This is a genomic window from Pedococcus sp. (assembly GCF_036000045.1).
Lineage (GTDB): Bacteria > Actinomycetota > Actinomycetes > Actinomycetales > Dermatophilaceae > Pedococcus.
On sequence record NZ_DASYGF010000016.1, the window covers coordinates 34,604 to 60,953 of the forward strand.

Here is a 26,350-nt window from a genome sequence, read left to right on the forward strand (position 1 = left end):
GTGTCCAGCTTACTGTGAGGGTCGGACAGCCGGTCCGTGCTGGCTCGCCGGGGGTGGAACAGCTGGTGGAGGTGCTGTCGTGAACCGGGGCATCAGTCCCCGAGAAGGCCGAAGGCCACGAGCTCAGCCTCGCTCATGAGGCGCGAGCGGATGAGGAACCGGACGCCCTCCGGAGACTCGACGGAGAAGCCGCTGCCCCTGCCCTTGACCACATCGACCGTGAGATGGGTGTGCTTCCAGTACTCATACTGCGCCACCGACATCCAGAACTCGACCGGCACAGCCAGCCCGTCCACCGCGAGGTCGGCGAGCAGCACGTCGGCGTCGCCGGTGATGAACTCGCCTGCGGGGTAACACATCGGGGAGCTGCCGTCGCAGCAGCCGCCGGACTGGTGGAACATCAGGGGGCCGTGCTTCGCGGTGAGGCGGCGGAGCAGGTCCGCCGCCTCACCGGTGAAGTCGACCCGGGTCTGCGGGTCAGTCGTCATCGGTCTAGAAGAACCCGAGGGCGTCGGGAGAGTAGGACACGAGCAGGTTCTTGGTCTGCTGGTAGTGGTCCAGCATCATCTTGTGGTTCTCGCGGCCGATACCTGACTGCTTGTACCCACCGAAAGCCGCATGCGCCGGGTACTGGTGGTAGCAGTTCGTCCAGACTCGGCCGGCCTTGATGGCGCGGCCCACGCGGTAGGCGCGCGAGCCGTCCCGGGTCCACACCCCGGCGCCGAGGCCGTAGAGCGTGTCATTGGCGATGTCCAGCGCGTTCGCCTCGTCGGAGAAGCCGGTCAGGGACACCACGGGTCCGAAGATCTCCTCCTGGAAGATGCGCATCGAGTTCGTGCCCTCGAACACCGTCGGCGTGACGTAGTACCCCTCGGCGAGGTCGCCGTCGAGCACGTTGCGCTCACCGCCGGTCAGGACCTTCGCCCCCTCCTGCCGGCCGATGTCGAAGTAGGAGAGGATCTTCTCCAGCTGGTCGTTGCTGGCCTGGGCCCCGATCATGGTGTCGGTGTCGAGCGGGTTGCCCTGCTTCACCTTCTCCACGCGCTGGATCGCGTCGCCGACGAAGTCGCTGTAGATCGACTGCTGTACGAGGGCACGTGACGGACACGTGCAGACCTCGCCCTGGTTCAGGGCGAACATGGTGAAGCCCTCGAGCGCCTTGTCGTAGAACGCGTCGCTCGACGTGGCCACGTCGTCGAAGAAGATGTTGGGGCTCTTGCCGCCGAGCTCGAGGGTCACGGGGATGATGTTCTGGCTGGCGTACTGCATGATGAGGCGCCCGGTCGTGGTCTCGCCGGTGAAGGCCACCTTGGCCACACGGTTCGATGAGGCGAGCGGCTTGCCCGCCTCGACACCGAACCCGTTGACCACGTTGAGGACCCCTGCCGGCAGCAGGTCGCCGATGAGCTCCATGACCTTGAGGATCGACCAGGGAGTCTGTTCCGCAGGCTTCAGGACGACTGCGTTGCCGGCCGCAAGGGCGGGGGCGAGCTTCCAGGTGGCCATAAGGATCGGAAAGTTCCACGGGATGATCTGCGCGACGACTCCGAGGGGCTCGTGGAAGTGGTACGCCACGGTGTCCTGGTCGATCTCGCTGCTGGACCCCTCCTGCCCCCGCAGCACGCCCGCGAAGTAGCGGAAGTGGTCGACGGCGAGCGGGAGGTCGGCGGCCAGGGACTCGCGCACCGGCTTGCCGTTGTCCCATGTCTCGGCGACGGCCAGCATCTCGAGGTTCTCCTCGAGTCGGTCAGCAATGCGGTTGAGGATGAGGGACCGCTCGCCCAGCGAGGTCCTGCCCCAGGCCGGCGCGGCGGCATGGGCCGCGTCCAGGGCCGCCTCGATGTCTTCAGCCGTGCCGCGGCCGACCTCGGTGAACGCTCGGCCGGTGACCGGTGAGATGTTCTCGAAGTACTCGCCCTTCTTCGGCTCGACCCAGTTGCCGCCGATGAAGTGCCCGTAGCGCGGCTGGACCGTGACCTTCGAGCCCTCGGTTCCGGGGGGTGCGTAGACCGTCATCGCTGTTCTCCCAACGTCATTGGTGGTGCCCCAGATGGGGATGGGACGACGTTAGGCAGCGCAACGTTGCGACCACGTTGCACGGGCGGAGGTCAGATGCCGTGCTCGCGGTCCAGGCGGGCGATCTGGCCGAGCACCAAAGGGCGCAGCGGCGAGGATGGGCCGAGGCAGGCCAGCTGCGTGGTCCACATCTCGTAGTCGTCCTCACCCCACGCCGACCGGGTCCACGTCGACATCAGGTCTGCCTCGCCACTGCCGATGACAGCCCGGCGCAGCAAGCCGCTCAAGCCGTCGCGCAGTCGCGTCACGCCCGGGGCGGTCGACCCGGGAAGGAGTGGGCCTCGGTAGGTCCGCAGTGCTGCACCAGGTGCACCGGCTGCCAGCTGGGCCTCGACGGCCAGCCAGTCTCCGGCGACCTCGCAGGTCAACCGGTATGGGCGGGACGCCAACAGCTCGTCACCCAGCAGTGACCGCAACCGGTTGAGCTCGGCTCGCAGCGTCGACGCTGAGACGTTCTCCTCGTACAGCAGCACGGCGAGCTCGTCCCCCGACAGGCCGCGGGGCGCGGACGCGAGCAACAGCAGGATCTCGCTGTGTCGCGGGCTGAGCCGCAGGGTGTGCGGCGCGCCTCGCCCGTCGTCGATCGACAGCAGCGCGTCGGTGCGCCCCAGGGCCTGGATCTGCACGCGTAGTCGTGAGCTCGACGGGGTGGGTTGGGTCTCATACGCGCGCGTCACGAGCTCGCGAGCGAGCTCCGCCTCGGCCATCCGTGCCGCGGCACGCACCATCGCCATGGTCTGGGGGACGACGATCTCGTCGCCGCCGGTGAGATCGAGCACCCCGAGCACGGCATGCGTCGCTGGGTCGTGGATCGGTGCTGCGGCACAGCTCCAGCGCTTCACCGACGAGCGGAAGTGCTCGGAGCCGATGACGCTGACGGGCTCCCCGAGGGCCAGGGCCATGCCCGGCGCGTTGGTGCCGGCCATCCGCTCGTCCCAGTTGCTGCCCTCGACGAACCCGATGAGCTCGGCCCCGCGCAGGACGCTCGGCGTGCCGCACACCCAGAGGAGCTGGCCCGCGGAGTCGGCGACGGCCATGATCGCGTCGCACTCGCGCGCGGCTCGACCGAGAACGTCGTCGAGCAGCGGGAAGACCTGGGCCAGCGGGTGGGCCACCCGATGATCCCGCAGGGACTGGCCGTCGATCGTGATGGGCGCCTCGACCTGGTCCGCGACGACTCCCGCGGCTGCGGAGCGCAGCCACGAGTCCGCGACCTGCGCGCGCACCGTCGAGCTCGGCTCCATGTCGGCAGTGTGCCAGGGAAGTCTGTGCCGCCGGGGTGTCGTCGAATGTCGCGTGGGACGCAGAACACGGGCCTTCACCGGTGGATGCCCGATGAAGGCCCGTGTGAGAGCTGCCTCAGGTTTGGCTGAGTGCGTAGGCCGGCGGGCTGGGCACCCCAAGCTGTGCGTCGGGCGGAACACGCTTCAGGTGGGCGAAGCCGAGCGCTGACAGAAGGAGCATCACCGCGGCGCCGATGAAGGCACCGAGCGCGGCGAACCCCGCGATGACGCCCATCGTGCCGAAGGCATAGGCGTTCAGCAGCAGACCGCGCAGGGTCTCACCCTTGAACATCGTCGCGACCGTTGCCGCCAGCTTGGTGTCCGTGGGTGCGGCCTGTGCTTTGGCGCTGAGCTGAGCATAGGTCAGGCCGCCGCCGATCTCCTTGAGGTGAACCGCGATGAAGTGGTCGGCATAGGCCTCGGCCTGTGCGCCGGTGAGGAGCTGCTGGCCCGCGTACTGGTTCAGGTACGGGCCGATCTCCGGGCTGGCTGTCGCGGGTCCCTTGGGCGGGAAGAAGATCTGCTGCTCGCTGAGCTGGGTATGTACCTGGTCGCCGATGAAGGTGCTTGCCCAGGTGAGTAGGCCACCGGCGCAGAGCAGGATGACGGCCAGCACGAGCCCACCGCTGGTGAGCAGGGCATCGAATGTCTTGCGCTTCATTGTTCTCTACCTTCCGCGGGACCCTTGGCCGCCGGTTGTTTCGAGTGCTGCCCAGTCGAGGGCGTCGCGACCACCGCCGAAATCCGGTGGCAATGTTGATGATTGCTGGCTGTGTCGTGCTGCCACTAGGGACCAAGGGCCCGACCGAGGCCTGTAGCCGTGTGAGGACGGTCACTTGAGGTGCGCTGCTTCCTGCCGGCCCGTGGGAACTTCTGGCACTGCTCCGCGCCACTGGGGCTTCCTAGCGTGGGAGCGACGGTGGAGCTTCCCCACGCAGGCGCGGCATCGCCACAGCAGGAGGGCCTGAAGCGCTGTATACCCGAGCTTGCCCACGCTGAGGCGCTCGTATGTGGCGCGCACCAGCGCGCGGGTGTCCGCGCAGAACGAGGCGGCCGCTTCGCTGGTTCACTCTCACCAGGGGACAAGGCGAGCTGGACTCCTGCGTTGGGAACTGGCAACACGCGGCAGGACCAACGGCACTACATCGCGCGAGCGGTCGGACGAATGCTGGGCAAAGGCGGCACACATCGGGTGTTCAACGCCACTGGGACACGTTTCGAGGAAGGTCAGCGTCGTGAAAGCATATGTGGGACAACGGATCGTCCTCGCCTCAGCAACGCTGGACGAACCGCTGCGTGACGGTGAGATCCTCGAGGTCCACGGCGCCGACGGCACGCCGCCGTACCTCATCCGGTGGAGTGACGGACACGTCGGTCTGTTCTTCCCGGGCCCGGGCTCGGTCCTGCGCATCGGCGAGGACCACACAGGTACGCCAGAGCCCGGTGCGACAGCAGGCCCGGCGATGGTGCCCGAGCCGAGTCCGTCGTCGGCCTCGCGCGACGAAGGACGCCACGTTCACGACTGGCAGGTTCGCGTCAGGCTCTTCGAGTCCACCGACGACACGCACGCAGAGGCAGTCCTGCTGGCCGACTCTCCACATCACCTCGTGGCTCGCGGTCAGAGCACACGTGGACCCCACGACCGGCCGGTGCCCGAGATCGGGGACGAGGTGGCCGTCGCTCGCGCGCTGCGGCATCTCGCGGACGAGCTGGTCGCCACCGCCCAGGGTGATATCGAAGCGCTCACCGGAGAGCACGACGTCGTCGTGCGGCCGACCTAGCTGCCGTGAGGCCGATGTTCATTCCCTCATCGACGCCGACGTCCCCTACAAGGCGCGCCGGAACACAGTGGACTTCCTCGACGTGCCTTTGCTTGAGCTTCTTCACCGTCGCCGCGCAAGGCGTGGCCGCAGGCCTCTGACCTGCGTAAACGTGGTGGTCGGGGTGACAGGATTTGAACCTGCGGCCTCTTCGTCCCGAACGAAGCGCGCTACCAAGCTGCGCCACACCCCGTGGCAATCGCCGCCCGCGTCAGTCCAACGAGGGCAGCGACAGTGAAGGATAGCCCACCGGCACGCACCCCTCCCAATCGGTATGCCGTGTGCTCACCGACCGGCCGAGCGGCAAGGCGGACACGCCTCAGCTGGTCCCCGGCACCAGCGTCAGCAACGTCGCCTCGGGGCGGCACGCGAACCGCACCGGCGCATACGGGGAGGTGCCGAGCCCGGCCGAGACGTGCAGCCACGCGGCACTCTCCGGCGCCTCGGACGAGCGCGCTGACCGGAGTCCCGCGCCGGGCCACCAGCGCGACAGTCCCTTGGCCCGGTCGGTCGGCAGGTCGCAGTTCGTCACCAGCGCCCCGTAGAACGGCAGCGCCAGCTGCCCGCCATGGGTGTGGCCCGCGATGATCAGCCGCGCACCGTCCCTAGCCATCGGGTCGAGCACCCGCTGGTACGGCGCGTGGGTCACCCCGACCGTCACCGCGGCCGAGGGGGAGGCGGGAGCCGCGACGGCGGCATACCGGTCGAGGTGCACGTGCGCGTCGTCGGTGCCCACGAGCTCGACCACCTCGCCGGCCACCTTGAGCTCAGCGCGGGCGTTGTCGAGGTCGACCCACCCGCCGTCGACCATGCCCGCGCGCAGGTCCTCGGTCGGTAGGGCGATGCGTCCCGGCGGCGCCTGCGCATGCCGGCGGGTCAGGTAGCGAGCCGGGTTCTTGGGGATCGGCGCGTAGTAGTCGTTCGACCCCATGACGAAGACCCCAGGGAACTCGAACAGCGGCTCCATCGCATGCAGCGCAGCCGGCACGGCGTCGTGGGCCGACAGGTTGTCGCCGGTGTTGACGACGAGGTCGGGCGACAGCGCGGCCAGCCGGCGCACCCACTCGATCTTGCGCGACTGCCGGGGCACGAGGTGGAGGTCCGAGATCTGCAGGACCCGCAGCGGGGTGGCCCCGCGCGGCAGCACGGGCACCGTGAACCGGCGAAGGGTGAAGGCGTTGCGTTCGACCAGACCTGAGTACCCGATGCCGGCCGCGCCGAGCGCCACCACCCCAGCCACGGACCTGAGCACGGTGTTCACCCGCCCATCCTTGCAAATCGCTGTTGCGCCCGCCTGAGAGGATGCGTCCATGAGCGACTCGAGCCTCAAGGCCACCATCCAGCACGACCTCACCACGGCGATGCGCGAGCGCGACCAGGTGCGGTCGGGCACGCTGCGGATGGTGCTCACCGCCATCACCACCGAGGAGGTGGCCGGCAAGGAGTCGCGCGAGCTGACCGACGACGACGTGCTCAAGGTCCTGGCCAAGGAGGCGAAGAAGCGCAAGGAGGCGGCGACCGCGTATGCCGATGCCTCACGTCCCGAGCTCGCCGACCGTGAGCTCGCCGAGCTCGCGATCCTGGACGCCTACCTGCCCGCGCAGCTGTCGGACGCCGAGCTGGAGACGATCGTCGCGGAGGCGATCGCCACCACCGGTGCGACCGGCATGGCCCAGATGGGGCAGGTCATGAAGGCCACCCAGGGCGCGGTCGCGGGGCGGGCCGACGGCGGCCGGGTGGCCGCCGTCGTGAAGGCCGCACTCGCCAAGAGCTAGCGGCAGCCGACCGGTCGCCCCGCCACGGTTAGTGCTTGCCCCTCTTTCCCTTCCCGCTGGACGTCGTCGACGGCGTCGGGGCGGGCTTGGTCGTCGTCGGGGTCGCCGTCGGCGTGGGCTTCGGAGCCGGCGCGGGCGGGGGTGGCACGTAACCGGTGGAGAGCACCAGCCCGACCGATGACCCGCGCAGCGCCGTTCCGCCGGGAGTGGTGTAGACCACCGTTCCCTGAGGCAGGCTGCTGTTGGTCTGCCCGGTGACCTGGGCTGAGAACCCGGCTGCGGACAATGCCGCCGTGGCCTGAGCGACGCTCATCCCGCTGACATAGGGGATGGCGACCATGTCACCGCTGGCGATCTTGCTGCTCGGCGGGTCGAACTGGCGCACGGCCATGCCCTGCGACGCCTGGGCCATGATGTCGTGCCAGACGGGAGCGGAGATGGTGCCACCGAAGACCTCGCCGTAGTACTGGCCGGCCAGGGTGACGTTCTTCATCCGGAACTGGTGGTACGGCGTGCCGACCCAGACCGCCGTGGCGAGCTGCGGCGTGAAGCCGACGAACCATGACTGGTAGTGGTTGTCCGTCGTACCCGTCTTGCCGGCCACCGGACGGTCGCTCAGCGCGGCGGCCGCTCCGGTGCCGTCCGGCTTGACCGGGTTGGTCAACAGCTCGGTCGCGCCCTTGGCGATGTCAGGGTCGATGACCTGACGGCACGCCGGCGGGGTCAGCTTGATCGGCTTGTGGCCCTCCGTGGTGGTGATCGACAGGATCGGGTCCGGGGGGCAGTACTTGCCGTTGGCGGCGAGCGTGGCGTAGGAGGAGGCCAACGTCAGCGGGGTGACCGTCCCGGCGCCCAGCGTGACGGCGGCCGGCCCACAGGGGATCTGCTGACCATCACCGGAGTGCAGGCCCATCGTCGTCATCGTCTTGCGGACGTTCGGGGTCCCGAGCTTGAGGACCAACGAGGCGAACGCGGTGTTGACCGAGTGGGCCGTGGCATACGCGAAGGGGAGCGGCTGACCGCCGGTGATGCCCGGGTCGTTCTTGACAGGCCACGCGACCTGGGAGTGGCAGGCGCCCTGCTCGGCGACGCTGTAGATGGCAGGGTGCGTCGGGGTCGCGTACTTCGAGTCGATCATCGCGTTGATCGGGGTGCCGTTCTCGAGCGCCGTGACGATCGCGTACATCTTGGCGGTCGAGCCGAACTGGAAGCCGTTCTCACCGCCATAGTTGCGGTCGACGTTCCAGTTCACCTGGGTCAGACCGTGGGTCTCGCTGCCGGCGCCCGTGGTGTACGTGGTGTTCTGGGCCATCGCGAGCACCTTGCCGGTGCCAGGCTCCACGATGCTGGTGGCGGCGCCGATGCCCTCGCTGTTGCCGATCGGAACGCGCGCGGTGAGGTGCTGGATCGCGGCCTTCTGGATGTCCGGGTTGAGCGTGGTCTGGATGGTCAGGCCACCCTGGGTGATGTTCCTGATGCGCTCGGGCTCGGTCTTACCCAGCGCGGGAAGCTGCTTGAGGTAGTCGATGACGTAGTTGCAGAAGTACGGCTGGCTCGAGGCGGCGCAGTTGCTGACCGGGCGCTTGAGGTGCAGCGACTTGGCCACCGGGATGGCCTTCGCGGCCGCCGTCTCCTTGGCGGTGATGATGCCGAGGGTGTTCATGCGGTCCAGGACCACATCGCGCCGGGCCTGCGCCTTCTGGGGGAACTGGGCGGGGTCGGTGGTGCTCGGGTTCTGGACCAGGCCCGCCAGCAGGGCTGCCTGCGGGAGGTTGAGCTGCTTGGCGGGGATGCCGAAGTAGTGCTCCGACGCCGCCTCGATGCCATAGGCGAGGTCGCCGTAGTACGCGAGGTTGAAGTAGCCCAGGAGGATCTGGTCCTTGGTCATCTGCTTCTCGAGGGTGACCGCGTACTTCAGCTCCTGGAGCTTGCGCGAGTAGCTGCGCGCGACGGCGGCCTTCGCCGCCTCCTGGTCGTTGTTGCGGAGGGCGTTCTCCTGGAGGGTGAGCTTGACGAACTGCTGGGTGAGCGTCGAGGCGCCCTGCACCCCGCCACCCTGGGCGTTGGACACGAGCGCCCGGGCAATGCCGCGGGGGTCGACGCCGCCGTGCTGGTAGAACCGGCTGTCCTCGATCGCGACCTGCGCCTTCTGCATGATGGGCGAGACGTCGCTGAGGTTGTTGAGGATGATGCGGTTCTCCTCCTGCGGCGTCGCGATCACGTTGCCCTTGGCGTCGAGAATCTTCGACTGCTGCGACAGCGGCGAGCTCGTGAACTCACCCGGCAGGTTGTCGAACGCCTGGACCCCTGAGGTCGCCACGTTGCCGGTCGCACCGACGGCGGGGATCAGCAGACCCGCCGAGAGCAGGCCCATGACGACAGCCGTGGCGACGAAAGCCGCGAGCAGGCTGACGACATTCCCGAAGTTGGTGACCCGTCCATCCATGACGACAGGGTAACCGCCGAACGTGGGACGACCGTGCTCCGCCGCTGCCTGCGGAGTGGGTGGCGAGCCGGGGAGCCGCCCGCCGCAGGGAGCGAGCTGCGGGTGACCATCTGACTCGCAGGGCTAGTCAGGTTGGGGTGAACACTGGCTCCAAATGACTAGTCCATTTGGCCAACACAGAACTACACGAATGGGCCATGTCGATGAAGTGCCTTGATTTTCTATCGTTTTCAGTGTCGATACGGACATATGGAACAGGTTGACGCGCCTGAATCAGAAGTATCTGGAGGGACCACCATGACCATCGCGCCATCTCGGAGCGCCCAGCAGGGGGCGATCGTGTGGACTGAGGACTGGGCGCCCCTCGGCGCCTGCGCGAAGGCCGATCCCGACGCCTTGTTCGTCCAGGGGGCCGCGCAGCAGACCGCGAAGATGATGTGCCAGCGGTGTCCCGTGATCGCCGAGTGCCTCGCGGACGCCCTCGACAACCGCACCGAGTTCGGCGTCTGGGGTGGCATGACCGAGCGCGAGCGCCGCGCCCTGCTCAAGCGCCGGCCGAACATCCCCTCCTGGGCGGCGCTGTTCGCCCAGGCCCGGGCGACCTCGCCGGCCGAGATCGCCTGACCCCACGACCCCCGTTCGAGGGGGTCCTCAGCGGCCCGACGTCAGCGCCGCAGCAATAGCGCGCAGCCCCGTGAGGTCGTGGATGTCCTCGGCTGCCGCCGGGACCTCGACCAGCGGTATGCCGGTGTGCCCGGCGGTGAACCGGCTCACCAACCCCTCCTGACGGGCCGCGGCCTGGGCCAGTGCCGCGTGCAGGCGCAGCAGCCCTTCGGTGGTGGCCGCCGACGTGGTGGGCGCGTCGCCCTCGGCCAGCTGCTCGGCCGCCGCCCACGCTCGCGACGCACTCAGGGATGGGGCGGCGACGCGCTGGATGCGGTTGACGACCAGACCGGCCAACGGCATACCCTCCTCGTCCAGCCGACCGGCGAAGAACGACGCCTCACGCAGCGCGTCCCGCTCGGGAGCCGCGACCACGACGAAAGCGGTCTGGGGGTCCTTGAGCAGCGCATAGGTGACGTCGGCGCGCTCGCGGAAGCCGCCGAACATCGTGTCCAGGGCGGCCACGAAGGTCTGGACGTCCCTGAGCAGGTCCCCGCCCAGGACCTTGGCGAGGGTGCCGCTGACCATGCTCACCCCGACGCTGAACACCTTGAATCCCGCGCGGCCGCCGGCCTTGGCCGGCGCGGCCAGGAGCCGGATGAACCGGCCGTCGAGGAACGAGCCCAGGCGCTTGGGCGCGTCCAGGAAGTCCAGCGCCGACCGCGACGGAGGCGTGTCGACCACCACGAGGTCCCAGCGGCCGGTGCGGTCGGCCTCGGCCCGCAGCTGCCCCAGCTTCTCCATGGCCATGTACTCCTGCGTGCCCGCGAACGAGCTGGAGACCGCCTGGTAGAAGGGGTTGGCGAGGATCTGGGCGGCCTTGTCGGGAGTCGCGTGCAGCTCGACGACCTCGTCGAAGGTCCGCTTCATGTCGAGCATCATGGCGTCGAGAGACCCGCCGGCCGACTCGTCGATCCCCTTGACCGGCCGTGGTGTGTTGTCCAGCTCGCTCAGGCCCAGGGACTGGGCCAACCGGCGGGCCGGGTCGATGGTGAGGACCACGACGCGGCGCCCGTGCTCCGCGGCCCATACCCCGAGCGCGGCTGCGGTGGTGGTCTTGCCCACCCCGCCGGCACCACAGCAGACGACGATGCGCGTCTGGTCGTCGGTGAGCAGGGCGGCGAGGTCAAGCGTGGGGGTCTTGGTCGCCATCAGACCATCCCCTGCTCGGCGACCTCGTCGGCCAGCACGGCAATGCCGCCCGCGTCGGTGCCCTCGGCCAGCAGTGGCAGGCGGACCATGCGTCTGCCGAGCTCGACGAGGACCGCGTCCTGCTCCCGCTCCAGCGCCACCCGGTCGGCGTGCTCACGACCCTCCGCCAGCAGTCCGGTGACCAGGGCGTCCGTCGCCTTCAGCCCGGCGGCAGCGAGGTCGGCACGCACGGAGGACTTGAAGGCGGCCGAGGTGCGGCCCCCGACGGCGCGCAGCGCGCTCCCTGACAGCAGGGGTGCCCGGACCTGGTTGACGACCACCGCCCCGACCGGCAGTGAGGCGTCCCGCAGGTCGGCCAGCGCGTCGATGGTCTCCTGCACAGGCATCTCCTCCAGCAGGGTGACGACGTGGACCGCGGTCGTGTGGCTGCGCAGCATCCGGGTGATCGACTCGGCCTGGCCGTGGATGGGGCCCATCCGCGCGATGTCGGCGACCTCGGCGTTGACGTTGAGGAACCGGACCACCCGGCCGGTCGGCGGCGCGTCGAGGATCACGACGTCGTAGCTCGGCAGGCCGGACCGCCCTGCGCGCCGCCCCGCTGCCTCGTAGATCTTGCCGATGAGGAGCACGTCGCGCAGCCCGGGTGCGATGGTCGTGGCGAAGTCGACGGCGCCGAAGCGCTCCAGCACCGACCCGGCCCGACCGAGCTTGTAGAACTTCTGGAGGTACTCCAGCAGCGACTCCTTGGGGTCCACGGACAGACCCCACAGCTCGCCGCCCGAGCGGTCGTGCAGGATCCGCGTCTCGGTGTGGCCCAGCGGCGCGACGTCGAACGTCTGCGAGATCCCCTGGCGCCCCTCGACCTCGGCGAGCAGGACCCGCCTGCCACGCCGCGTCAGCGCCAGTGCCATGGCGGCTGCGACGGTGGTCTTGCCGGTGCCGCCCTTGCCGGTGACGACGTGGAGCCGCACCTTCGCCATCGCCCGGTGGTCGTCGGTGGTGGCCTCAGGCATGCCGACAGACTAGGAGGCGAGCAGGTCGACCGCAGCGAGCACCCGCGCGAACGCCGCGTTCTCGGGGTCGATGAGCCCGTAGTGGCCGCCGCCGGGCACGTCGACCAGGCGCACGTTCGGGCCGTGGTGGGCCGCGGCATACCGCTCACTGAGCTCGAACGGCACCACGTCGTCGTCCCGCGCGTGCAGCACGACCACCGCTATGCCGGGCAGCAGCCGCGCGGGGTCGGCCGCGGCATAGGCGCGGGGTGCCTGGGCGGGCGTGCCGCCGAGGAGGGCGTCGATCGCGCCGCCGCCCACGCCGGTCGCCTGGCCATGGGCCAGGTCGAGAACGCCCGCGAGACTGACCACGCCACGCAGACCGTGGGACCAGGGCTGGGCCGCGGCCCAGGCCACGAGCTGGCCGCCCGCGGAGTGGCCCACGAGCACGAGGGGCCGGGCCGGTCCGGGGCCGCCCGCTGGTCCGCCCGTGCCGGCGGCGAGGTCCGGGTCGCGGCGGATCGCGGCCACAGCCGCCTCGAGGTCATCGGCGGGTCCGGGCCAGTCGCCACCCTGCATGCCGGGCCGGCGGTACTCGACCACGGCGGTGGGGTAGCCGGCGTCGGCGAACGCCTGGGCCTGCCGTCCGGCGTGGCCGCGGTCGTACTCCTTGCGCCAGAACCCCCCATGCACGACGACGACCCCGAGCCGGCGGACCGGCCCGGTGGCTGGGTGGGGGAGGCGCAGGTCGTACACCTGAGCGGGGTCGGGGCCGTAGGCGGTCGTGCGCGTCGGAGCGGCGGCCCGTTCGTCGAGCACTGCCGCAGGGTCTCTGTCCTCGAGGTGGGCCATGACGCCATCGTGCCAGCGGTGGCTAGGCTGCACGCATGCGCAAGTTCGAGTACGCGACGGTGCCTCTCATCGTCCACGCCACCAAGCAGATCCTCGACCAGTGGGGAGAGGACGGCTGGGAGCTCGTGCAAGTCCTCACCGGTCCCGACGGGTCCGGGCTGGTCGCCTACCTGAAACGAGAGAAGGCCTGATGTCCGCCGTCGAAGATCGCCTCGCCGAGCTGGGACTGACCGTCCCCGATGTCGCCAAGCCGGTCGCTGCCTATGTCCCTGCGATCCAGGACGGCCGCCGGATCTACACCTCGGGCCAGCTCCCGATGGTCTCGGGGCAGCTGGCCCAGACCGGCAAGGTGGGCGACGGTCACGGCCTGGTACCGGCCTCCGACGCGGCCAAGCTCGCGGAGATCTGCGCGCTCAACGCCATCGCCGCGGTGAAGTCGATCGTCGGCGACCTCGACAAGGTCACCCAGGTCGTCAAGGTCGTGGGCTTCGTGGCGTCCGACCCGAGCTTCACCGGCCAGCCGTCCGTCATCAACGGCGCGAGCGAGCTGCTCGGCAAGGCCTTCGGTGACGCCGGCATCCACGCCCGCTCGGCCGTGGGTGTCGCCGTGCTGCCGATGGACGCCCCCGTCGAGGTCGAGATCGTCGTCGCCCTCGCCGACGAGTGAGCCCGACCGGGTGACCGACCGGGTGACCGGCGAGGCGACCGGCGAGGCGACCCGCGACGTGACCCCCGAGGGGGTCCGCGAGTTCCCGATCAGCGACGCGCCGGCGCTGCGTGAGCGCGCCGACGCGTGGCTGGAGGCCTCCGCCGCAGACGCGCGGGAGCCGGTGGCCCCCAAGGCCGCCGCGACGGTGATGTTCGTGCGCGACGGCCCGTCGGCTGTCGAGGTCTTCATGCTGCGGCGCGTGGCCACCATGGCCTTCGCCCCGCGCATGATGGTCTTCCCCGGCGGGGGAGTCGACGCGCGCGACGCCGACCCCTCCCTGCCATGGGCGGGCCCGACGCCCGCCGAGTGGGCAGAGCGGCTGCAGGTCGAGGAGGCGACGGCGCGAGAGCTCGTCGCTGCGGCCGTGCGTGAGGTCTTCGAGGAGAGCGGCGTGCTGCTCGCGGGGCCGTCGGCGGATGAGGTCGTCGCCGACGTCAGCGGTGAGCACTGGCAGGAGCAGCGCCGGCGCCTGCTGCAGCGGGAGGCCTCGCTGTCCGAGGTGCTGAGGGCGCACGATCTCGTGCTGCGCTCCGACCTGCTGGGGTACCGCGCGCACTGGATCACTCCGGAGTTCGAGGCGCGCCGCTACGACACCCGGTTCTTCAGCGCGGCGGTGCCGGCCGGCCAGCGGGTCGACGACCAGACTACGGAGGCCGACCTCGCCGGGTGGGTTCGGCCCGCCGACCTGCTCGCGGCCTGGCGCGCCGGCCAGGCACTCATGCTTCCGCCCACCGTGGTGTGCGTCGAGGAGGTCGCCGCGGCGCAGTCGGCCGCGGCCTTCATCGCCGAGCGGCCCCATGTCGCGCCCGTCCAGCCCGAGCTGGTCCAGACTCCCGACGGGTTGACGCTGCGAGCGCGTCTGCCCCGCTGAGCCGCGGACATCCATGACCCGTGCCTCAGCCCCGACACCCCCACCCGAGCCGTCTGCTGCCGTGGGGGACTGGCACGGGGGTCCGTACTCGCCTCGAGCGGTGTGCGTCCTGTGTCCCAACCCGGGGCCGATGACTCTGGACGGCACCAACACGTGGGTACTCCTCGAGCCGGGTGGCACCCAAGCCGTGGTCATCGACCCGGGACCGCTCGATGAGCTGCACCTCCGCGCTGTCCTGGCCACCGTCGAGGCGCGCGGTGCGAGGGTGGCGCAGACGCTGCTCACCCACGCACACGCGGACCATGCCGAGGGTGCGGGCCGGTTCGCCGAGCTGACCGGTGCCCCGACACGCGCCCTCGGCCGTGGCCACGACGACCTCGCCGATGATGACGAGGTCCGCGTGGACGGCCTCGAGCTGCGGGTCGTCGCCACGCCCGGACACACTGCAGACTCCCTGTCCTTCGCGCTGCCGGCCGACCACGCCCTGCTCACCGGTGACACCGTGCTCGGCCGCGGCACCACGGTGGTGGCACACCCCGACGGTGAGCTCGCGGCATACCTCGACAGCCTGGAGCGGATCGCGCACCTGACCGGCGACGGAGCGGTGACCGCCATCCTGCCCGGCCACGGGCCGGTGGTGCCGGACGCCGCCGCGATGGTGGCCTTCTACCGCAACCACCGTGCGGAACGGCTCGAGCAGGTGCGCCAGGCGGTCGCCGACGGCGCCTCAGGCGTGCAGCAGGTCGTCGAGCGCGTGTATGCCGACGTGCCCCGCGAGGTGTGGCCGGCCGCAGCCCTGTCGGTGGCGGCCCAGCTCGACTATCTGCGCGCGGGAACCCAGCGCTGAGTCGAGGACAACCCACGGGGAGTCCCGGCGCGTTCACCTCGAAATCGCGGGAGGGCGGGCCTCGCGTCAGCGGGCGCGGCGCCTGAGGCGCTCGACGTCGAGCAGCAGGACGGCCCGCGCCTCCAGACGAAGCCACCCACGGGTCGCGAAGTCGGCGAGCGCCTTGTTGACCGTCTCGCGGGAGGCGCCGACCAGCTGGGCGAGCTCCTCCTGGGTGAGGTCGTGGGCGACGAGCATGCCGTCCTCCACCGGTCGGCCGAACCGCGCCGAGAGGTCGAGAAGTGCCTTGGCGACTCGGCCGGGGACGTCGGTGAAGACGAGGTCGGCGAGGTTCTCGTTGGTGCGACGCAGCCGCTGTGCGAGCGCGGCGAGGAGCACCTTGGCCACGCCCGGGCGACCGTTGAGCAGCGTGTTGAGGTCCTCGTTGCCGACGCCGAGCAGCTGGGTCTCGGCCACCGCGGTGGCGGTCATCGTGCGCGGGCCGGGGTCGAAGAGGCTCAGCTCGCCGAACATCTCGCCGGGGCCGAGGATCGCCACGAGGTTCTCGCGGCCGTCCGCGGAGCGACGGCCCAGCTTGATCTTGCCCTCGCGGATGACATAGAGGCGGTCACCCTGGTCGCCCTCGTGGAACAGCACGTCGCCGCGCTCGAGCCGGGTCTGCGTCATCGAGCCCAGGAGTGTCGCCGATGCCTCGTCGTCGAGAGCAGCGAACAGCGGGGCCCTTTTCACCACGTCGTGATCCACGGGCGACAGTGTGCCACGTCGGATGTCCCACTCGCCCCGTAGTCTGTGCAGGTGTCCGGAGTGTCCCCCGCAGCCGTCTCGCAGGAGTCCCCCGTCGCGCTGACCAGGCGGGCGCGCCGCATGTACCGCACCCTCCTCGAGCGGTACCCCTACGCCCACTGCGAGCTCGACTTCGCCAACCCGCTGCAGCTGCTGGTCGCGACGATCCTGTCGGCTCAGACCACCGACGTGATGGTCAACAAGGTGACGCCCGCGCTGTTCGAGCGCTATCCCGACGCCGCCGCGCTCGCCGGCGCCGACCGTGAGGCTCTCGAGACGCTGCTCAAGCCGACGGGCTTCTTCCGGGCCAAGACCAACTCGGTGATGCGGCTCGGCGCCGAGCTCGTCGAGCGGTTCGGCGGTGAGGTGCCTCCTCGGCTCAAGGACCTCGTCACGCTGCCGGGAGTGGGTCGCAAGACCGCCAACGTGGTGCTGGGCAACGCGTTCGGCATCCCGGGGATCACCGTCGACACCCACTTCGGCCGGCTCGCGCGCCGCTTCGGCTGGACGGACGAGGAGGACCCCGTCAAGGTCGAGGAGGCCGTCGGGCGACTGTTCCCCCGCAAGGACTGGACCATGCTGTCGCACGTCCTGATCTTCCACGGGCGCCGGACGTGCCACGCCAAGAAGCCGGCCTGCGGTGCCTGCCCCGTGGCGAGACTGTGCCCGTCGTTCGGCATCGGTGAGACCGACCCGGTCAAGGCGGCGGCGCTGCTGAAGTTCGAGCTGGCCCCCGCTGCGTCCGGCCGCGACTTCCCGTATGCCGTGGGGCCGGGGCCGCTGTGACGGCGGCGGCGAGGCAGGCGGGCGCGGTCCGCCCCACGTGGCTGGACCAGGCGCTGTCGGGTATCCGCTCGAGCGTGGCGGCGGACCAGGGCTACTTCGCACAGTTCGCTCCGCCCCCCGAGGGTGGTCGGCGGTCGGCCGTGCTCATGCTGTTCGGTCCGCTCGATGGCGGCGGCGAGCACGTCGTGCTGACCGAGCGCGCCCACACGCTGCGCTCCCAGCCGGGCGACATCTCCTTCCCCGGCGGCAAGCGGGAGCCTTCGGACGCCAGCGACGCCCACGCCGCACTGCGCGAGACGCAGGAGGAGGTCGGCATCGACCCCGCCGCCATCGACGTGGTGGGCGAGCTGCCGGACATCTACCTGGGGCCACGTCAGCTCGTCGTCACGCCCGTGTTGGGGTGGTGGGCCGAGCCGGGTCACCTCGACGGCATCGACGCCCGCGAGGTGCATCGGGCGGTCCAGGCGCCGTTGTCGCATCTGCTGGACCCGTCGGCCCGCTTCACCGTGACCCATCCCAGCGGCTACCGCGGGCCGGGTTTCGAGGTGGATGGGCTGTTCGTCTGGGGCTTCACCGCGGGGTTGCTTTCAGCTGTGCTCGATTTCGGCGGTTTGACCGTTCCGTGGGACCGTAGCGTGGAACGTCCGCTCCCCGAGCGCTACACGCCTGGTGGCCGACGGGACGCGTTGACCCAGACTGCGACGGAAGGCCGGGCCTGATGTTTCTCGGACTCACGGTGCTCGACTACGTGCTCATCGTGCTGTTCATCAGCTATGCCTTCACCGGCTACCGCCAGGGGCTGCTGGTCAGCGTGCTGTCGCTCGCGGGGTTCCTGGGTGGGGGTGCCCTGGCGATGTGGCTCGTGCCGCTGGCCATCACGCAGTGGGCCCAGCTGGGCTCGACGCCCCTGATCCGCACGGTGGTCCTCATCGCCGGTGTCTTCATCCTCGCCTCCATCGGCCAGGCCGTGGCCGTCTCTCTCGGCGGGCGGATGCGCTCGACCCTGCGGGTCAAGCCGGCCCAGGTGTTCGACTCTGTGTTGGGCGCGGTCGCCGTCGTGCTGTCTGCCGCCGTGCTCATGTGGTTCATCGCCGGAGCGCTGCGCGGTGGCGCGCCCGCGCCCATCGCCCGGGCGATCGGCGAGTCCCGGGTGCTGCGCACGATCGACTCGGTGGTTCCGCCGCAGACGTCCCGGCTGTTCGCAGGCTTCCGCGACGTGCTCGACCGCGAGGGTTTCCCGCGGGTGTTCGACGGGCTCCAGGCCGAGCGCATCACGCCCGTCGCCCCTCCCGACCCGGCCGTGGTCGAGACGCCAGGGGTGCGCGCTGCGGCGGGCTCGATCGTCAAGATCACGGGCATCGCCGACTCCTGCAACCGCGGCCAGGAGGGCAGCGGCTGGGTGGTGGCCCGCGACCGGGTCGTCACGAACGCCCACGTCGTGGCGGGCATGCACACGGCGACCTTGCGCATCCACGGCACCGGCCGCTCCTACACGGGTCGCGTCGTGATCTTCGACCCCAAGCGCGACCTGGCCGTCATCGACGTGCCAGGGCTCCCGGCCGACCCCCTGCGGGAGGGGCCCGACCTGGCTCGGGGTGCCACGGGCGTGGTCGCCGGCTTCCCGCTCGACGGGCCCTACCGCCTCGATGCCGCCCGGGTTCGTGACATCGTCGACGCCCGCGGTTCCGACATCTACGGTCAGCCCGGCGCGAGCCGGGAGGTCTACTCCCTCTACGCCACGGTGCAGCCGGGCAACTCCGGCGGTCCGCTGCTGTCCCCCGACGGCCGAGTGGTCGGCGTGATCTTCGCGAAGTCGCTCGACGACGCGAGCACTGGCTATGCGCTGACCACCACCGAGGTCCAGCCCGTGCTGCAGGCCGCCGCGTCGGCGTCGACCCCTGTCAGCACCGGTTCCTGCGTCGCCGGCTGATCAGTCCGGCAGGCCGGCGAGCCAGTCGAGCAGGTGCGCCGTGACCACGTCCGGCGCCTCCTCGGGCAGGAAGTGCCCCGCGTCGGGCACGAGGCGGCGCTCGAACCGCCCCCTCACGGCCTCGACCGGCTGCAGGGCCGTTCTCGGCAGCACCACCGGGTCGTGCGCTCCGTGCAGCTGGAGCACAGGGACGGTGATGGGCGTGCGCATGGACGCGGCGAAGCGCCACCCGTCCGGCCGCAGCTGGCTGCGCACCACCCACCGGTAGTACTCGGCGGCTGAGTGGGCCACGAACGGCAGTGCCATGGCCTCGGCATACAGGCGGGCCTCCTGCGGCGAGGGCCAGATGCCTTCAGGGGAGGCCCACTCGCGCAGCAGCCGCTGGACGTAGCCACCGTTCACCGTCATCTGCCGCTCGGGCACGAAGGGGCGCTGCAGCCCCGCGAGATAGCCGCTCGCCTTGAGCTGGGCCGGCTGGGTGAGCGAGGCCTTGCGGAACACGAGCGGGTGCGGCATCGAGACGGAGGCGACGGCTCGGGTCACGGTCGGCTGCAGCGTGGGCATGGCCCAGGCGATCCATCCGCCCCATCCGTGCCCGACGACGGCGGCGCGTGAGCCGCCCAGCGACCGCAGGACCGAGGCGACGTCGGTCGCGGAGGTCCGGGTGTCGTAGCCCCGGGGCGGCTTGTCGGACGCGCCGTAGCCCCGCAGGTCCAGGGCGCAGGCGCGGTACCCCGCCTCGGCCAGCGCGCTGAGCTGGTGCCGCCAGGCCCACCAGAACTGGGGGAACCCGTGCAGCAGGAGCACGAGCGGACCCTCGCCCTGCTCGGCGACGTGGAACCTCGCGCCGTTGGCGGCGACGAACCGGTGCTCCCACGGCCCGTCGACGAGGACCAGCGAGGCGTCAAGGCTCATGAGCTCGTATGCCGTGGGCCCGGGCGGGTCGCCCTCGGCTCAGGAACCGGACTTCAGGGTCGTGATGGTCGCCTGGGCGTTCTTGATCGTGCGCTCGGGTTTGCCCTTCATCGCCTTCATGCTGGCGCGTCCCACGAGCGCCAGGATGGCGGCGACGACGAACAGCAACCCGGTCGTGATGAGGTAACCGGCCCAGACCGGCAGCCAGATGGCGATCACGTAGGCGATGGTGTGGAAGAGGAAGATCAGGCCGAGAAGGCCGACGAACCCGGCCACCGCGAACATCGCCGCGCCCTTGCCGGCCGCCTTGGCGTCGGAGGAGATCTCGGCCTTCGCGAGCGCGATCTCGTTGCGGACGATCGTCGAGATCTCGCCTGTCGCGTCAGCGACGAGCTGACCGATGGTGCGTTCGGGCTTGTCAGGGTTGGTGCTCATGGGCCGCGCCCTCGCTTCCGTCGGTCCGTGGTGCCGGCGAACCCACCCTAACCGCGTTGCTCCGGCCGCACATCCAAGGGCTCGAAGCAGTCGGCATTCCCGGGCGCGCGGGAGGGGCGGGTGGACATGGCGTCTCAGGCGGGTACGCGAGCGGCCTCGCGCAGCGCCGTGAACATCGCGGCCAGCTCGGCCTCGACGTCCTCTCCGGCGGTGACCTCGCCCTGCTGGGTCAGCGTCTGCTCGAAGGCCAGCCCGGGAGCCTCGACGACGGTCATCTTCAGCCGTTCGAGCGTCTGGCGCAGCGCTGACCGGGCGAAGTGCGCGCCCCGCCATCCGTAGCCCACGCAGGCCACGGGGAGCCCGTCCCACTCGGCATACAGGTAGTCGATGGCGTTCTTGAGTGCGGCGTTGTAGCCCCGGTTGTACTCCGGCATCACCAGCACCAGCGCATCGGTGGCGCGCATCGCGGCGGACCAGCGCCGGGTGTGGTCGTGGACGTAGTGCCCGTCAGCCGGCTGGCCCGGCTCGTCGAGGAAGGGCAGGGCCAGCTCGCGCAGGTCGTGCACCGTGGTCTCGAAGTCTCCGGGCACCCGCTCGACCACCCACTGGGCGACCAGGTGGCCGATGCGCTGCGGGCGGGTACTCGCGACGACGACAGACAGGCGGGGCATGCCCGAAGTCTCGCACCGTGGAGGGGGGGCAGGGCAGATGAGAGACCCTTGTCCGGATCCTGCCGCGGCCCCTACTGTTCCACTGAACAGAAAGAAAAGTCCACAATACGGAAACCATCGTATGGAGGCCCCACCATGTCCGCACCGAGTCCCGGGTACTCCATCACCGTGCGGGCCGTCGCGCCCGCCGCCATCGACACGACGGGCATCGTCGCCGCGGCGGTGGCACAGGCGGGTGGCTCCCTGACGGCCCTGGACGTGGTCGAGTCGCGGGCCGACAGCCTGGTCGTCGACGTCACGTGCAACGCGTCCTCCGCCGAGCACGCCGACCAGATCACCGCCCAGATCGCGGCGTTGCCCGGCGTCACCGTGCGCAACGTCAGCGACCGCACTTTCCTGCTCCATCTCGGCGGCAAGCTCGAGGTCGTCCCGAAGGTGCCCCTCAAGCACCGCGACGACCTGTCGCGGGCGTACACCCCCGGCGTGGCCCGGGTGTGCCTGGCCATCGCGGCCAACCCGGACGACGCGCGGCGCCTGACGATCAAGCGCAACACGGTCGCCGTCGTCACCGACGGCTCTGCGGTCCTCGGCCTCGGCAACCTCGGGCCGGCCGCGGCGCTGCCGGTGATGGAGGGCAAGGCGGCGCTGTTCAAGCAGTTCGCCGGCGTCGACGCGTGGCCGGTCTGCCTGGACACCCAGGACACCGAGGAGATCATCATGATCGTCAAGGCTCTGGCGCCGGTCTACGGCGGCGTGAACCTCGAGGACATCTCGGCGCCGCGCTGCTTCGAGATCGAGGCGCGGCTGCGCGCCGAGCTGGACATCCCCGTCTTCCACGACGACCAGCACGGCACCGCGATCGTGGTGCTTGCGGCGCTGACCAACGCTCTGCGCGTGGTGGGGAAGAAGCTCGAGGACGTCCGGATCGTCGTCTCGGGAGTCGGCGCCGCCGGGCACGCCATCATCCGGCTGCTCGCCGCGCAGGGCGTTCGCGACATCGTCGGCTGTGACCGGCACGGCGCCCTCGACCCCGCTGCCGACCACAGCGACGAGTTCCGTGGCTGGATCGCCCGCAACACCAACCCCTCGGGCGCCCGGGGCACGCTCAAGCAGGTGCTCGCCGGCGCCGACGTCTTCATCGGCGTCTCGGCGCCCAACCTGCTCGACGGCGACGACATCGCGACAATGGCCGAGCGGTCGGTCGTCTTCGCGCTCGCGAACCCCGACCCCGAGGTCGACCCGGTGGCCGCGAGCCGGCACGCCGGAGTCGTCGCCACCGGCCGCTCGGACTACGCCAACCAGATCAACAACGTCCTCGCCTTCCCCGGTTTCTTCCGGGGCCTGCTCGACGCGGGGGTCAGCGACATCACGGACGAGATGATGATCGCCGCGGCGACCGCCATCGCCGACTGTGTCCACCCCGGCGAGCTCAACGCCAGCTACATCGTCCCCAGTGTCTTCGACCCCGAGGTCGCCCCGGCGGTCGCGGCCGCGGTGCGTGGGGCGGCGGGCTTCCACGGCCATCATCCCGAGACCACCGGGGGAGCGAACCGATGACCCCACTGCTTGGCGTGCAGCGGTTCATGGTCGGCACGAGGAGCGATACATGAGCGTGCAGACGGCCCCCAGGTCCGGCGGGGTCCAGTCGCTCGAGCGCGCCTTCGGCATTCTCGAGACGATGGCTGACGCCGGGGGCGTCATCAGTCTGTCCCAGCTGGCCACCGACGCCAACCTGCCCCTGCCGACCATCCACCGGCTCGTGCGCACGCTCGTGGATCTCGGCTACGTCCGGCAGGAGGCCTCTCGTCAGTACTCTCTGGGGCCCCGGCTCATCCGCCTGGGAGAGACGACCTCACGGATGTTCGGACGCTGGGCCAGGCCCCATCTGGAGCGGCTGGCCGACGAGCTGGGGGAGTCCGTGAACCTCGCGATGCTCGACGGCGCCCAGGTGGTCTATGTCGGCCAGGTCATGGCCTCCCAGAACTCCATGCGGATGTTCACCGAGGTCGGTCGTCGCGTGCTGCCGCACTCGACCGGGGTCGGTAAGGCGATCCTGGCCGACATGGACCCTGCGGAGGTCCGCGCCCTGTTGGCCCGCACCGGCATGCCGGCTCGCACCGAGCACACCATCACCTCGGCCGATGACTTCCTCGCGGAGCTGGCTGCCACCCGCGAGCGCGGCTATGCCCTCGACGAGGGCGAGCATGAGGTCGGAGTCCGGTGTGTCGCCGTCGCCGTGCCCGATGCGGTGCAACGGCTGGCGCTGTCGGTCTCGGGTCCCCTACCGCGCATGACCGACGTCGTCGTGGCCCGGGCGGCCGGTCCTCTCCATCAGGCGGCGGCCGCCATCTCGGCCGAGATGCGCGGCGGCCGGCGCTAGCCCGACCCCCGTTCGCCCCTGGGCCGAACGGCCGCCGACCATCGGGTGAACAGTGGTCTGGCGGGCTGTTTCCGGTCCTTTCGGTGATCGCGGCTTGGCACTCTTGGGGGCATGGCCTACGGAGCCGAGACCTCTCCGATCGCCCTGGCTCACCGCGGGGGCGCGGGACTGGCGCCCGAGAACACCCTCGCGGCGTTCTCCCTCGCCACCGCCCTCGGACTGCGCTATCTCGAGACCGATGTCCGGCTCACTGCGGATCGCCACCTCGTGTGCTTCCACGACGAGCGGCTCGACCGGGTGACCGATGCGCGTGGGCCGGTGCGGCGGCATACCCTCGCGTCGTTGCGTGCGGTTCGGGTCGCCGGCACCGAGCCGGTCCCGACGCTGGTCGAGGCCCTCGAGGCCTTCCCCGACGCCCGCTTCACCGTCGACCTCAAGGAGCGCGATGCCATCGCGCCCCTGGTGAGGGTGTTGCGGCACAGTGACTTTCGTGAACGGGTCTGCGTCGCGGGCGCCTGGGACGGCTGGCTCGCGACCGTGCGTCAGGCGGTGCCCGGGGTGCGCACCGCCCTGGGGTGGCGGTCGCTGAGTGCCCTCGTCTGCTCGGCCCGAGCCGGTATGCCGCCGAACCGGCGCTGCGCGACCGCCGAGTTCGCCCACGTGCCACTGCGACTGGGGCGCGTGCCCGTGTTCGTGGAGCGGCTGGTGGAGGGCGCGCACCGGATCGGCGTCCGCGTCGTGGTGTGGACCGTCGACGACCCCGTGCAGCTGACCCGGCTGCTCGACGCCGGCGTGGACGGCATCATCACCGACCGGCCCGACCTGCTGCGTGAGGTGCTGCTCGCCCGTGGCCAGTGGACGCCGATGTCCGGGGTCAGTCCTCGGTGGACCCCGCCATGCCCTGCTTGATCAGACCCATCACCGACGAGTCGGCCAGCGTCGTCACGTCGCCGACCTCGCGGTTCTCGGCCACGTCCCGCAGCAGGCGCCTCATGATCTTGCCGGAGCGGGTCTTGGGCAGCTCGGCGACCACCAGGATCTGACGCGGCTTGGCGATGGGGCCGATCTCCTTGGCCACGTGGTTGCGCAGCTCCTGGATCGTCTCGTCACCGTGGTCCTGCGCGCCGCCGCGCAGGATGACGAACGCGCAGACAGCCTGGCCCGTCGTCTCGTCCGTCGCCCCGACCACGGCCGCCTCGGCCACTGAGGGGTGGGACACCAGGGCCGACTCGATCTCGGCGGTCGACAGCCGGTGACCCGAGACGTTCATGACGTCGTCCACCCGGCCGAGTAGCCAGATGTTGCCCTTCTCGTCGTACTTGGCACCGTCGCCGGCGAAGTAGTACTTCTCGCCGAACCGTGACCAGTACGTCTCCTTGTACCTCTCCGGGTCGCCCCAGATGCCACGCAGCATCGACGGCCACGGCTTGGTCAGGACGAGGTAGCCCACCGCCTCGGGGTCGTGCAGCGGCTTGCCCTCGTCGTCCAGGATCTCCGCGCTGATGCCCGGGATGGGCCGCTGCGCAGACCCCGGCTCGAGCTCGGTCACGCCGGGCAGCGGGCTGATCATGATCGCGCCGGTCTCGGTCTGCCACCACGTGTCGACGATGGGGCACCGGTCGGCGCCGATGTTCCTGCGGTACCAGAGCCAGGCCTCGGGGTTGATCGGCTCGCCCACCGAACCCAGCACCCGCAGCGACGACAGGTCGTACTTCGCGGGGATGTCGTCGCCCCACTTCATGAACGTCCGGATCGCGGTGGGAGCGGTGTAGAGGATGGAGACCTTGTACTTCTCCACGATCTCCCACCAGCGTCCCTGGTGCGGGGTGTCCGGCGTGCCCTCGTAGATCACCTGGGTCGCGCCGTTGGCCAGCGGCCCGTAGACGATGTAGGTGTGCCCGGTGACCCAGCCGATGTCGGCGGTGCACCAGTACACGTCGGTCTCCGGGTGCAGGTCGTGGACCACCGAGCTCGTGTATGCCGCCTGCGTGAGGTAGCCCCCCGTGGTGTGAAAGATGCCCTTGGGCTTCCCCGTGGTGCCAGACGTGTAGAGGATGAACAGCGGGTGCTCGCTGTCGTGCGGCACCGCGTCGTGCCGGTCGCTCGCGCTGTCGACCACCTCGTGCCACCACACGTCGCGCTGGTCGTCCCACGCAACCTGCTGCTCGGTGCGCCGGACGACCAGGACCTTCTCGACGGTGCTGTCCCCGGTCACCGCGTCGTCGACCGCAGGCTTGAGGGGCGCGGGCTTGCCGCGCCGGAACTGGCCGTCGGCCGTGATGACGACCTTGGCCTCGGCGTCGGCGATGCGGGTCCTCAAGGCGTCGGCCGAGAAGCCGCCGAACACCACCGAGTGCGGAGCGCCGATGCGGGCGCAGGCCAGCATGGCGACGACGGCCTCGGGGATCATGGGCAGGTAGATCGCGACGCGGTCGCCCTTGACCACTCCCAGCCCCTCCAGCGCGTTGGCGGCCTTGGCCACGTCCCGCTGGAGGTCGGCATACGTGATGGTGCGGGTGTCGCCGCCCTCACCCTCGAAGTGGATCGCGACGCGCCCGCCGTTGCCGGCCTCGACGTGGCGGTCCACGCAGTTGTAGGCCGCGTTGAGCTCGCCGCCGACGAACCACTTGGCGAACGGTGCCCCACTCCAGTCGAGCGTCTCGTCGAAGTCCTTGGCCCAGGTGAGGTAGTTCCGCGACTGCTGGGCCCAGAAGCCCTCGTGGTCGGCGGCCGCCTGTTCGTAGAGGTCGGCCCGGCCGTTCGCGGCCTCGGCAAGCTCTCGACTCGGCGCGAACGACTTCGACTCGACTGGCTCAGACACGGTCTTCCTCCTGGGCGACGACGCGGTGACGGCCGCCGAGGCGACCGCTGAACTCCCAGCCAACCCGGATACCGCCATGGCTTCAAGGGGTACGCGTCGGTCGACGGGGCGTACGTCACGTTATCCAGGCTCACGCAACGAGC

Annotated in this window: 27 protein-coding genes and 1 tRNA gene; 13 read left to right on the forward strand and 15 right to left on the reverse strand. The window is 70.5% G+C overall.

The genetic code is table 11. The features are described 5' to 3' along the window. Positions 1 to 92: 92 nt before the first annotated feature. The 4 genes from VGN50_RS02385 to VGN50_RS02400 all read right to left on the reverse strand — a co-directional run bounded on the left by VGN50_RS02385 (position 93) and on the right by VGN50_RS02400 (position 4,020). Complete coding sequence (locus tag VGN50_RS02385; RefSeq protein ID WP_327443036.1) at positions 93 to 488, reverse strand: DUF779 domain-containing protein; 396 nt, start codon at positions 486 to 488, stop codon at positions 93 to 95. Positions 489 to 492: 4 nt separating this feature from the next. Next, entirely contained in the window at positions 493 to 2,016 is a 1,524-nt protein-coding gene (locus VGN50_RS02390; protein ID WP_327443037.1) for an aldehyde dehydrogenase family protein, read from the reverse strand. 92 nt (positions 2,017 to 2,108) lie between these two features. Then, complete coding sequence (locus VGN50_RS02395; RefSeq protein ID WP_327443038.1) at positions 2,109 to 3,320, reverse strand: GAF domain-containing protein; 1,212 nt, start codon at positions 3,318 to 3,320, stop codon at positions 2,109 to 2,111. A 115-nt stretch (positions 3,321 to 3,435) separates the two neighbouring features. Then, a complete protein-coding gene (locus VGN50_RS02400) occupies positions 3,436 to 4,020 on the reverse strand; it encodes a hypothetical protein (RefSeq protein WP_327443039.1) in 585 nt (194 codons plus the stop codon). Between the two features lie 574 nt (positions 4,021 to 4,594). On the opposite strand from VGN50_RS02400, the gene VGN50_RS02405 reads away from it, so the two are divergent. Further along, a complete protein-coding gene (locus tag VGN50_RS02405; RefSeq protein ID WP_327443040.1) occupies positions 4,595 to 5,140 on the forward strand; it encodes a dsRBD fold-containing protein in 546 nt (181 codons plus the stop codon). A gap of 155 nt (positions 5,141 to 5,295) precedes the next feature. Here the strand turns inward: VGN50_RS02405 and VGN50_RS02410 are convergent. Beyond that, positions 5,296 to 5,372: transfer RNA gene (locus VGN50_RS02410), tRNA-Pro, on the reverse strand. A gap of 126 nt (positions 5,373 to 5,498) precedes the next feature. Beyond that, positions 5,499 to 6,440 (reverse strand): metallophosphoesterase, encoded by a 942-nt coding sequence (locus tag VGN50_RS02415; RefSeq protein ID WP_327443041.1) that lies wholly within the window; start codon positions 6,438 to 6,440, stop codon positions 5,499 to 5,501. 49 nt (positions 6,441 to 6,489) lie between these two features. Between VGN50_RS02415 and VGN50_RS02420 the strand changes: the two genes are divergently transcribed. Further along, positions 6,490 to 6,954: a GatB/YqeY domain-containing protein gene (locus VGN50_RS02420; RefSeq protein ID WP_327443042.1), complete on the forward strand. Its 465-nt coding sequence runs from the start codon at positions 6,490 to 6,492 to the stop codon at positions 6,952 to 6,954. Between the two features lie 28 nt (positions 6,955 to 6,982). On the opposite strand, the gene VGN50_RS02425 is transcribed toward VGN50_RS02420, so the two are convergent. Then, on the reverse strand, positions 6,983 to 9,400 hold the full coding sequence (locus tag VGN50_RS02425) for a transglycosylase domain-containing protein (RefSeq protein ID WP_327443043.1): 2,418 nt from the start codon (positions 9,398 to 9,400) through the stop codon (positions 6,983 to 6,985). Between the two features lie 336 nt (positions 9,401 to 9,736). Here VGN50_RS02425 and VGN50_RS02430 point away from each other — a divergent pair, with 336 nt between their 5' ends. Continuing rightward, a complete protein-coding gene (locus VGN50_RS02430) occupies positions 9,737 to 10,024 on the forward strand; it encodes a WhiB family transcriptional regulator (RefSeq protein ID WP_414694534.1) in 288 nt (95 codons plus the stop codon). A gap of 27 nt (positions 10,025 to 10,051) precedes the next feature. Here VGN50_RS02430 and VGN50_RS02435 read toward each other — a convergent pair whose 3' ends face one another. The 3 genes from VGN50_RS02435 to VGN50_RS02445 are packed head-to-tail and all read right to left on the reverse strand — an operon-like array spanning position 10,052 to position 13,059. Further along, positions 10,052 to 11,215, reverse strand: coding sequence for an ArsA family ATPase (locus VGN50_RS02435; RefSeq protein WP_327443045.1), 1,164 nt, complete (start codon positions 11,213 to 11,215; stop codon positions 10,052 to 10,054). Next, positions 11,215 to 12,228, reverse strand: a complete 1,014-nt coding sequence (locus VGN50_RS02440; protein ID WP_327443046.1) for an ArsA-related P-loop ATPase — start codon at positions 12,226 to 12,228, stop codon at positions 11,215 to 11,217. Before VGN50_RS02440 ends, VGN50_RS02435 begins: the two co-directional genes overlap by 1 nt. A 9-nt stretch (positions 12,229 to 12,237) precedes the next feature. Next, positions 12,238 to 13,059 (reverse strand): alpha/beta hydrolase, encoded by an 822-nt coding sequence (locus tag VGN50_RS02445; protein WP_327443047.1) that lies wholly within the window; start codon positions 13,057 to 13,059, stop codon positions 12,238 to 12,240. A gap of 35 nt (positions 13,060 to 13,094) precedes the next feature. On the opposite strand from VGN50_RS02445, the gene VGN50_RS02450 reads away from it, so the two are divergent. The 4 genes from VGN50_RS02450 (at position 13,095) to VGN50_RS02465 (ending at position 15,486) form a co-directional block, all read left to right on the forward strand. Continuing rightward, the gene (locus VGN50_RS02450) at positions 13,095 to 13,250 is read left to right on the forward strand and encodes a DUF4177 domain-containing protein (protein WP_154684690.1); all 156 of its coding nucleotides are present in this window, start codon (positions 13,095 to 13,097) and stop codon (positions 13,248 to 13,250) included. Continuing rightward, entirely contained in the window at positions 13,250 to 13,726 is a 477-nt protein-coding gene (locus tag VGN50_RS02455) for a RidA family protein (RefSeq protein ID WP_327443048.1), read from the forward strand. The genes VGN50_RS02450 and VGN50_RS02455 overlap by 1 nt, the downstream gene beginning before the upstream one ends. Positions 13,727 to 13,736: 10 nt before the next feature. After that, positions 13,737 to 14,639, forward strand: coding sequence for an NUDIX hydrolase (locus VGN50_RS02460; protein ID WP_327443049.1), 903 nt, complete (start codon positions 13,737 to 13,739; stop codon positions 14,637 to 14,639). A 130-nt stretch (positions 14,640 to 14,769) separates the two neighbouring features. Next, positions 14,770 to 15,486, forward strand: coding sequence for an MBL fold metallo-hydrolase (locus VGN50_RS02465; RefSeq protein WP_327443050.1), 717 nt, complete (start codon positions 14,770 to 14,772; stop codon positions 15,484 to 15,486). A 66-nt stretch (positions 15,487 to 15,552) separates the two neighbouring features. Here VGN50_RS02465 and VGN50_RS02470 read toward each other — a convergent pair whose 3' ends face one another. Further along, on the reverse strand, positions 15,553 to 16,230 hold the full coding sequence (locus VGN50_RS02470) for a Crp/Fnr family transcriptional regulator (RefSeq protein ID WP_327443051.1): 678 nt from the start codon (positions 16,228 to 16,230) through the stop codon (positions 15,553 to 15,555). A gap of 120 nt (positions 16,231 to 16,350) precedes the next feature. Between VGN50_RS02470 and nth the strand changes: the two genes are divergently transcribed. The 3 genes from nth to VGN50_RS02485 all read left to right on the forward strand — a co-directional run bounded on the left by nth (position 16,351) and on the right by VGN50_RS02485 (position 18,985). After that, positions 16,351 to 17,055 (forward strand): endonuclease III, encoded by a 705-nt coding sequence (nth, locus tag VGN50_RS02475; RefSeq protein WP_327443182.1) that lies wholly within the window; start codon positions 16,351 to 16,353, stop codon positions 17,053 to 17,055. A 74-nt stretch (positions 17,056 to 17,129) separates the two neighbouring features. Then, the gene (locus VGN50_RS02480; RefSeq protein WP_327443052.1) at positions 17,130 to 17,774 is read left to right on the forward strand and encodes a CoA pyrophosphatase; all 645 of its coding nucleotides are present in this window, start codon (positions 17,130 to 17,132) and stop codon (positions 17,772 to 17,774) included. Continuing rightward, positions 17,774 to 18,985: a MarP family serine protease gene (locus VGN50_RS02485; RefSeq protein ID WP_327443053.1), complete on the forward strand. Its 1,212-nt coding sequence runs from the start codon at positions 17,774 to 17,776 to the stop codon at positions 18,983 to 18,985. Before VGN50_RS02480 ends, VGN50_RS02485 begins: the two co-directional genes overlap by 1 nt. On the opposite strand, the gene VGN50_RS02490 is transcribed toward VGN50_RS02485, so the two are convergent. The 3 genes from VGN50_RS02490 to VGN50_RS02500 all read right to left on the reverse strand — a co-directional run bounded on the left by VGN50_RS02490 (position 18,986) and on the right by VGN50_RS02500 (position 21,006). Further along, positions 18,986 to 19,900, reverse strand: a complete 915-nt coding sequence (locus VGN50_RS02490; RefSeq protein WP_327443054.1) for an alpha/beta hydrolase — start codon at positions 19,898 to 19,900, stop codon at positions 18,986 to 18,988. A gap of 39 nt (positions 19,901 to 19,939) precedes the next feature. Next, positions 19,940 to 20,335, reverse strand: coding sequence for a phage holin family protein (locus VGN50_RS02495; RefSeq protein WP_327443055.1), 396 nt, complete (start codon positions 20,333 to 20,335; stop codon positions 19,940 to 19,942). 134 nt (positions 20,336 to 20,469) lie between these two features. Further along, complete coding sequence (locus tag VGN50_RS02500; protein WP_327443056.1) at positions 20,470 to 21,006, reverse strand: NAD(P)H-dependent oxidoreductase; 537 nt, start codon at positions 21,004 to 21,006, stop codon at positions 20,470 to 20,472. A gap of 135 nt (positions 21,007 to 21,141) precedes the next feature. Here VGN50_RS02500 and VGN50_RS02505 point away from each other — a divergent pair, with 135 nt between their 5' ends. The 3 genes from VGN50_RS02505 to VGN50_RS02515 all read left to right on the forward strand — a co-directional run bounded on the left by VGN50_RS02505 (position 21,142) and on the right by VGN50_RS02515 (position 24,295). Then, positions 21,142 to 22,563 carry an NAD-dependent malic enzyme gene (locus VGN50_RS02505; protein WP_327443057.1) on the forward strand — a complete coding sequence of 474 codons (1,422 nt, stop codon included), beginning with the start codon at positions 21,142 to 21,144 and terminating at the stop codon, positions 22,561 to 22,563. Between the two features lie 49 nt (positions 22,564 to 22,612). After that, positions 22,613 to 23,386, forward strand: a complete 774-nt coding sequence (locus VGN50_RS02510; RefSeq protein WP_327443058.1) for an IclR family transcriptional regulator — start codon at positions 22,613 to 22,615, stop codon at positions 23,384 to 23,386. 111 nt (positions 23,387 to 23,497) lie between these two features. Next, positions 23,498 to 24,295 (forward strand): glycerophosphodiester phosphodiesterase family protein, encoded by a 798-nt coding sequence (locus VGN50_RS02515; protein WP_327443059.1) that lies wholly within the window; start codon positions 23,498 to 23,500, stop codon positions 24,293 to 24,295. Here VGN50_RS02515 and acs read toward each other — a convergent pair. Beyond that, positions 24,261 to 26,285, reverse strand: a complete 2,025-nt coding sequence (gene acs / locus VGN50_RS02520; RefSeq protein ID WP_327443060.1) for an acetate--CoA ligase — start codon at positions 26,283 to 26,285, stop codon at positions 24,261 to 24,263. The two genes, VGN50_RS02515 and acs, sit on opposite strands and share 35 nt — an antisense overlap. Positions 26,286 to 26,350: the final 65 nt, after the last annotated feature.

Excerpts from the sequence above, each read along its gene's own strand:
- VGN50_RS02385 (WP_327443036.1), bottom strand. The coding sequence starts at position 488 with ATGACGACTGACCCGCAGACCCGGGTCGACTTCACCGGTGAGGCGGCG.
- VGN50_RS02390 (WP_327443037.1), bottom strand. The coding sequence starts at position 2,016 with ATGACGGTCTACGCACCCCCCGGAACCGAGGGCTCGAAGGTCACGGTC.
- VGN50_RS02395 (WP_327443038.1), bottom strand. The coding sequence starts at position 3,320 with ATGGAGCCGAGCTCGACGGTGCGCGCGCAGGTCGCGGACTCGTGGCTG.
- VGN50_RS02400 (WP_327443039.1), bottom strand. The coding sequence starts at position 4,020 with ATGAAGCGCAAGACATTCGATGCCCTGCTCACCAGCGGTGGGCTCGTG.
- VGN50_RS02420 (WP_327443042.1), top strand. The coding sequence starts at position 6,490 with ATGAGCGACTCGAGCCTCAAGGCCACCATCCAGCACGACCTCACCACG.
- VGN50_RS02425 (WP_327443043.1), bottom strand. The coding sequence starts at position 9,400 with ATGGATGGACGGGTCACCAACTTCGGGAATGTCGTCAGCCTGCTCGCG.
- VGN50_RS02435 (WP_327443045.1), bottom strand. The coding sequence starts at position 11,215 with ATGGCGACCAAGACCCCCACGCTTGACCTCGCCGCCCTGCTCACCGAC.
- VGN50_RS02440 (WP_327443046.1), bottom strand. The coding sequence starts at position 12,228 with ATGCCTGAGGCCACCACCGACGACCACCGGGCGATGGCGAAGGTGCGG.
- VGN50_RS02445 (WP_327443047.1), bottom strand. The coding sequence starts at position 13,059 with ATGGCCCACCTCGAGGACAGAGACCCTGCGGCAGTGCTCGACGAACGG.
- VGN50_RS02450 (WP_154684690.1), top strand. The coding sequence starts at position 13,095 with ATGCGCAAGTTCGAGTACGCGACGGTGCCTCTCATCGTCCACGCCACC.
- VGN50_RS02455 (WP_327443048.1), top strand. The coding sequence starts at position 13,250 with ATGTCCGCCGTCGAAGATCGCCTCGCCGAGCTGGGACTGACCGTCCCC.
- VGN50_RS02465 (WP_327443050.1), top strand. The coding sequence starts at position 14,770 with ATGACTCTGGACGGCACCAACACGTGGGTACTCCTCGAGCCGGGTGGC.
- nth (WP_327443182.1), top strand. The coding sequence starts at position 16,351 with ATGTACCGCACCCTCCTCGAGCGGTACCCCTACGCCCACTGCGAGCTC.
- VGN50_RS02485 (WP_327443053.1), top strand. The coding sequence starts at position 17,774 with ATGTTTCTCGGACTCACGGTGCTCGACTACGTGCTCATCGTGCTGTTC.
- VGN50_RS02490 (WP_327443054.1), bottom strand. The coding sequence starts at position 19,900 with ATGAGCCTTGACGCCTCGCTGGTCCTCGTCGACGGGCCGTGGGAGCAC.
- VGN50_RS02495 (WP_327443055.1), bottom strand. The coding sequence starts at position 20,335 with ATGAGCACCAACCCTGACAAGCCCGAACGCACCATCGGTCAGCTCGTC.
- VGN50_RS02500 (WP_327443056.1), bottom strand. The coding sequence starts at position 21,006 with ATGCCCCGCCTGTCTGTCGTCGTCGCGAGTACCCGCCCGCAGCGCATC.
- VGN50_RS02505 (WP_327443057.1), top strand. The coding sequence starts at position 21,142 with ATGTCCGCACCGAGTCCCGGGTACTCCATCACCGTGCGGGCCGTCGCG.
- VGN50_RS02510 (WP_327443058.1), top strand. The coding sequence starts at position 22,613 with ATGAGCGTGCAGACGGCCCCCAGGTCCGGCGGGGTCCAGTCGCTCGAG.
- VGN50_RS02515 (WP_327443059.1), top strand. The coding sequence starts at position 23,498 with ATGGCCTACGGAGCCGAGACCTCTCCGATCGCCCTGGCTCACCGCGGG.
- acs (WP_327443060.1), bottom strand. The coding sequence starts at position 26,285 with ATGGCGGTATCCGGGTTGGCTGGGAGTTCAGCGGTCGCCTCGGCGGCC.